General features: G+C 63.2%; 4 protein-coding genes, 1 tRNA gene and 1 pseudogene. 3 read left to right on the forward strand and 3 right to left on the reverse strand.

Annotated elements, in window-relative coordinates; all coding sequences use genetic code 11:
• Positions 1-97 precede the first annotated feature (97 nt).
• The gene (locus tag Q0072_RS21310; protein WP_298333928.1) at positions 98-1,360 is read right to left on the reverse strand and encodes a hypothetical protein; all 1,263 of its coding nucleotides are present in this window, start codon (positions 1,358-1,360) and stop codon (positions 98-100) included.
• A gap of 35 nt (positions 1,361-1,395) precedes the next feature.
• A complete protein-coding gene (locus Q0072_RS21315) occupies positions 1,396-1,887 on the reverse strand; it encodes an Lrp/AsnC family transcriptional regulator (protein WP_107877430.1) in 492 nt (163 codons plus the stop codon).
• A gap of 177 nt (positions 1,888-2,064) precedes the next feature.
• Here Q0072_RS21315 and Q0072_RS21320 point away from each other — a divergent pair, with 177 nt between their 5' ends.
• The 3 genes from Q0072_RS21320 to gltX all read left to right on the forward strand — a co-directional run bounded on the left by Q0072_RS21320 (position 2,065) and on the right by gltX (position 5,049).
• Complete coding sequence (locus tag Q0072_RS21320; protein WP_298333933.1) at positions 2,065-3,093, forward strand: glycosyltransferase; 1,029 nt, start codon at positions 2,065-2,067, stop codon at positions 3,091-3,093.
• Between the two features lie 88 nt (positions 3,094-3,181).
• A tRNA-Met gene (locus Q0072_RS21325) sits at positions 3,182-3,258 on the forward strand.
• Positions 3,259-3,375: 117 nt separating this feature from the next.
• Complete coding sequence (gltX, locus tag Q0072_RS21330; RefSeq protein WP_298333935.1) at positions 3,376-5,049, forward strand: glutamate--tRNA ligase; 1,674 nt, start codon at positions 3,376-3,378, stop codon at positions 5,047-5,049.
• A gap of 429 nt (positions 5,050-5,478) precedes the next feature.
• On the opposite strand, the pseudogene Q0072_RS21335 reads toward gltX, so the two are convergent.
• Positions 5,479-6,000 (reverse strand): annotated as a pseudogene (locus tag Q0072_RS21335) (hypothetical protein); the annotation flags it as partial.

Raw genomic sequence — 6,000 nt, forward strand, 5'->3', positions numbered from 1 at the left:
ACGGGATTGAGACGATTAGGTTTTTCGTGCGTCCGACGTAACGCGGTTAACGCTGTGTGTTCCGTACAGGGACGTGTTGCGCGTCCTCCGGCTGGATTTACGGCTTGAGCGCGATTTCACCGATGACCACGGGGGCCGGGGTATCACGGCGGATATTGCCCTTATCGTCAAACTCCGACCACTGGCTGCGCGCCACAAAGACAAAGCGGTCACCGATCACCTGACCACCGCTCGGTTCCTCAAGGTCCGGATGCCCACGCAGCAGGACCTCGGCCTTTTCCACGGCGCTCCAGTCGGCATTCATCCGCAGGCGCAGGATGCGGTTGGGCTTGAAGCCATTCTGTACGGCGATCAGGTCGTTGCCGTAGCGATATAGCCCGTCAATCCCCAGCAGGGCCGCTCCGGCGGGCGCGATCAGCCGCGTCAGGGTCCCCTTGCCCAGATCGACGCGGTAAAGCCCCGACGCATAGTCAGAGACGATCAGCGCGCTCGCGTCAGCATTTTCAACAAGACCCTGCGGTGAGCCGAGATACCCTTCGGGGATCAGTACCTGTAGCTTGCCCTGATAGCCGGTCAGGCGCAGCACCTCGCCCGTATTGCCATCGGACACATAGAGGTCTTCTTTACCGGCATGCAGGTCGGCCAGCCGGCGGTCCGGCCGCTTGTCCTCAAACTGTGCCAGTATCTTTCCCGTAGCCAGATCGACCTTGATCAGCTTGGAGACGATTTTGGCATCGGGTGCATAGCCCACGGTCTGACGCGATGCCGAGGTCGAGGCCCACAGCACGCCGTCCCTGACCGCAATGGCATTGGCGGCCACCCCGGCCCGCAGCGACAGGCGCTTGTCTATACCGGCGTCGGTGAGCGGCCCGACGACCCCGTTGCGCAGGCTGGTGGCCAGAAGCGTCCCGTCGTCCAGCACCGCCACCCCTTCGACCAGATTGAGACCGGTCAGGCGGTTGAGCGTCTTCAGGCTGCCGATTCGCGCCGTATTGGCCGCCTGAAGCGATTCCAAATCGGCGTCCCAGATCGCGTTGAATTCCGGATAGCGCCCCAGATCGAGGACCAGACCGCGCTTCAGGTAGTCGATCAGCGCCGCCCGCGCCGCCGGTTTGCGCTTCAGCTCCAGCGCCGCCTGCGCCTTGAGCAGCAGGACCGAGGGCGAATCCGGCAAAATCTCACCGGCCTGGGTCAGGCGATCGAGCGCGGTTTGCCGATCATCCTTCTGCAAGGCGGCCATGCCTTCGGCGCGCAGGGCATGAAAGCGACCAAGGTCCGAAGCCGGATCAATCTTTTGCGCGGCCGCAGGGCCTGCCAGTACCGCCGCCAATACCGCCAACGCGATCAGGGAAGTCTTCATCCGGTCCTCTCTCGTCAGTGTGCCCTGACCGGAAACTAACCGTCTGCTCCGGGGACGACAAGTTTCAACGGCAAGGCGGTCGTGGTTTTCACCGAGCGGATGACGATACGACTTTCTATGGCGGAAACGAGGTCAGAGGCCAATAATTTGTCGCGCATGAAGTCATCATAGGCGTGCATGTCGCGCGTCACGATACGCAGCATATAGTCTTCACGCCCCGTCACCGTGGCGCAGGAGACGATTTCCGGCCATTCAGCCAGCCGCGCTTCAAAGGCTTCGAGGTTTTCGCGCGACGGCAAAGACAGCTTGACCGCCGCATAGACCTCAAAGCCCAGCCCCAGTTGATCGGGCTCCAGCAGCGTCACGCGCTTTCGGATAACCCCGATGTCTTCCAGCCGTTTCAGACGCCGCCAGCACGGCGACGGCGACAGATTGACCTTCTCGGCGATCTCGGCCACCGACAGGTTGGCATCTTCCTGCACCAGGGTCAGTATCCGCGCATCCAGTTCGTCGATATCAGCGGACACCTTTGCCCCCTCGCCTGCATTTTGTGAAAAGTCATTTCCATAAAAGCGCATCCTGCAAAAAAATCCACCCTTAATCCGCTTCGAAACAGCCTGTCGGACGAGAAAACCGCCCCTTTCCGGCGCAAGGGCTTTTCGTGGCAGACACACCGGAGTACACCGGGGCAAAGGGAGCCACTTATGCGTATTGTCAATCTGATGCTGGCCAAAGGACGCGGCGGGCTGGAAAGCATGGCCGTGCGCTATCACGAGGCGCTGGTGGCCGAAGGCTTTGAGGTGCTCAGCGTCGGCCACGACAAAGGTGTACTGGCCGAAAAGCTCAAACCCGAACAGTTCTCCCGCCTCAACAGTGGCTTTACCGGTGACCCGCTGGCGGCCCTGCGCCTGAAAGGGCTGGCCAAACGCTTGCAGGCCGACCTGATCATCGCCCACGGCAACCGCGCCATCGCTCTGGCCGGGCATCCGCTGGCGGGATGGGGTGGCCAGACGCTGGGGGTCGTGCACAATTTTCGCTTCAAGCCGGGCCTGACCAAACTGCGCGCCGCCATCGCCGTGTCGCCTGCCGTTCAGGCCGCCATTGCGGCGCGCTATCCGCGTCTGGACACGCACCTGCTGGAAAACTTCACACCGCTGATCATGCATCCGGTCAAGACCTTTCCGCTCGATGCGCCGCGTATCGGCGCGCTGGGGCGGCTGCATGTCAACAAAGGCTTTGACGTGCTGATCCGCGCCGCAGGTCTTCTGCGCGACCGCGGCAGCGAAGTGTCCCTGCGCATCGCCGGCGACGGCCCAGAAAAGGCAGCGCTGAACGCCCTGATCACCGAACTGAAGCTGGAAGACCGCGTCAGCCTGCCGGGGTGGATCGAGCCAGCCGATACGTTTGTGGCGTCGCTCGACCTGTTCGTCCTGTCGTCGCGCGTCGAACCTTTCGGTCTGGTGGTGGCCGAAGCCATGGCCGCCGGTGTCCCCATCATCTCCACCCGCATCGACGGGCCGCGCCATATCTTGCAGGACGGCGAGCTGGCCGCCCTGATCCCACCCGAAGACCCGCAGGCACTGGCCGACGCCATTGAAGCGATCCTGCCGGACTGGGGCCCTGTTCTCGACCGCGCCTGCCACGCGCAGGCCCACGCGCTGGAAACCTACGGCCTGATCGCGGGTGGCGCACGCCTCAAAAGCCTTATCAACCAGTTTCAGCCCGAAAACTGAAAAAGCGCACTTGAACCCCCGCTGCAATTTGGATATAGCGGGCGCCTTCCCAAGGCGTGGACCTTCATCCGCCTGCGGAAACCCGGCTGGTTGGGTAGCTCAGATGGTTAGAGCGGCGGATTCATAACCCGCAGGTCGGCGGTTCGATCCCGCCTCCAACCACCACTTCTCCTTCAAAAATCTCTGCTTTGTTGTGGCCCAAGCCCCTGCCACGGGTAGCCATCATACCGAATGTGATGTAACTACCCGGTCCCTGTTGCGCCTCTTGATTTTCAGAAGACCATGACCCCTGCACCCCATTCCGAGCTATTGTCCGAAGTGATCGACCTGATCTTCCCGGACGCCCTGCCGACCCCGGCCGAGCTGGAAGCCCGTTACCCCCCGCGCGACCTGCCGCAAGGGGCCATGGTTACCCGCGTAGGCCCCAGCCCGACGGGCATGATGCACATTGGCACCCTCTATGTCGGCCTGCTGTCGGAACGCTTCGCGCAGCAAAGCGGCGGCGTCTTCTTCCTGCGCATCGAAGACACCGACAAGAAGCGTGAGGTCGAAGGGGCCACAGACTTTATCTCCAGCGCCTTTGAACACTTCGGCGTCGTCGTGAACGAAGGCCGTGACGTTCAGGGCGTCGAGCACGGTGCCTATGGCCCCTATACCCAAAGCGCCCGCATGAGCCTTTATCAGGCCTATGTCCGCCACCTGATGCAGGCGGGCAAGGCCTATCCCTGCTTCTGCTCGCCCGAAGAACTGGACGAACTGCGCACGCGCCAGCAACTGCGCAGCGTCGCTCCCGGCTATTACGGCGACTGGGCCATCTGGCGTCACAAGTCGCTGGAAGAGGCGCTTGAGGCGCTCAAGGCTGGCAAGCCCTATGTGATCCGCTTCCGCTCGCCCGGCAATCCGGCCGAAAAGGTCGCCGTCACCGATCTGATCTTCGGTGAGCGCACCTTCCCGGAAAGCGATCAGGACATCGTCATCATGAAGTCCGACCGTCTGCCGACCTATCATCTGGCGCACGCCGTCGATGACCACCTGATGCGCACCACCCACGTCATCCGCGGCGATGAGTGGCTGGCCTCGCTGCCGACGCACCTGCAACTGTTCCAGTCGCTGGGCTGGACGCCGCCGACCTATGCCCATATCGCGCCGATCAACAAGCTGGATGGTTCGTCCAAGCGCAAGCTGAGCAAGCGCAAGGACCCGGAAGCCAGCGTCATCTATTTCATGGATCACGGCTATCCTCCCGCCGCCCTGATCGAATATCTGCTCAACCTGGCCAACTCCAATTTCGAAGACTGGCGCAAGGAAAACCCGACCGCCGATTACCGCAGCTTCCCGCTGTCGTTCGAGCGTCTGGCCAAGAGCAACGGCCCGCTGTTCGACTTCACCAAGCTCGACAACATCAGCCGCGACATCGTCGCCCGCCTGAGCGCCGAGGAGGTCTATGCGCAGATCGTCGAGTGGGCCAAGACCCACGACGCGCCGTTTGCGGCGGTTCTGGAGGCCGAGAAGGCCTACGCCATCGCCATCCTGTCGATCGAGCGCGGCGGCCCGAACGCGCGCAAGGACATCGCCAAATGGCAGGACGCCAAGGCCCTGATGGCGCCCTTCTTCGACTCCGAATTTACCTCGACCGCCGAAGACGCGCTGAGCGTTCTGGGCAACCGTACCGCCGAAGAGGTGCGTGAGATCGTGAGCGACTTCCTCGGCGTCTATGACGAAGCCGACAGCAAGGAAGCGTGGTTTGATAAGGTCAAAACCATTGCCCGCGAACGCGGCTTTGCCGAAAAGGCCGGCGATTACAAACGCAACCCCGAACTCTACAAAGGCACGGTCGCCGACGTCGCCAAGATCTTCCGCGTCCTGCTGCTGGGCCAGCCGCAAACGCCTGACCTGCATGAGGTCATGGCCGCTATGGGCCGCGACCGCGTCATCAAACGCCTGACGCGGGTGTGAGGCGTCTGACGCCTATGACGACCCCAGAAGGCCCGCCTGTGAAGGTGGGCCTTTTTGTTGCGTACCCGCCTGTTTAGGGCGATGTAATGAACCGCACCCCTATACCTCCCCGGCGTGTTTGGGGGCCCGGAGACGGTTCACCTTCCCTTATACCTCCCTGCACGTCAGTGCGGGGAGGTACAAGAAAGCCGAACCTCTTCCTAAACGCTGAGGACAGGGTGACAAAAAGCGGCTCCATACGCGCGCCCGGACAGCCACGCGTTAACGGTCGGATCGCCCTCCCTTATACCTCCCTGCCTTTGGCGAGGAGGGGGACCGCACGAGCGAACGCAGTGAGTGAGATGCGGTGGTGGGGTGAGCAACCGGGGGAGCGTTCAGTATGCGCAAGACGCCGTAGGCCGGTGCCGCCGTCTCCGACCGGAAAAGCCCTCACGGTGGCGGAGTTGGGGGCTGCGTCTCAGTCCCTTGCCGGCGCAACTGCGCCACCAGCAGCGCCGCTTTCGTCGGCTGAGGCGTCAGACCGGGCAGCACCGCCGCAGCGCGGGGCGCTTTTGCCGGAAACCCGACAGCCGCAGCGGTCACCCCCGGCACAGGCAGGGGACGATCTACCGTCTTGGCCGCCATCTTCGGAGCCATCTTCGGAGCCGTGTTCGCCCCCGAAGACGCCCCCACAGTCGGAGCCTTCGCGGCCTCTGGTTTAACCACTGGCGGCGCAGGCGTTGGCACCGCGTCCGCCTCAGTCCGGGGCGAGGTGGCTTCGCGTTTCGCGGCCTCCCACCACGGCCCCAGCTCAGCGCGTCGCGCCTGCGCCCACTGCAACGTTCCGGCCAGCGAGACGCGCGCCTTGAGCGCTTCGTTGTGATGCTGCGCCCGTTCGGCCTCCAGCTTGCGCGGATCAGGGGCCTGCGTTTCGGCGCGGTCGCAGCGGCTATAGATGCGCTCAATGACCGC

Source organism: Asticcacaulis sp. (assembly GCF_027484505.1).
Lineage (GTDB): Bacteria > Pseudomonadota > Alphaproteobacteria > Caulobacterales > Caulobacteraceae > Asticcacaulis.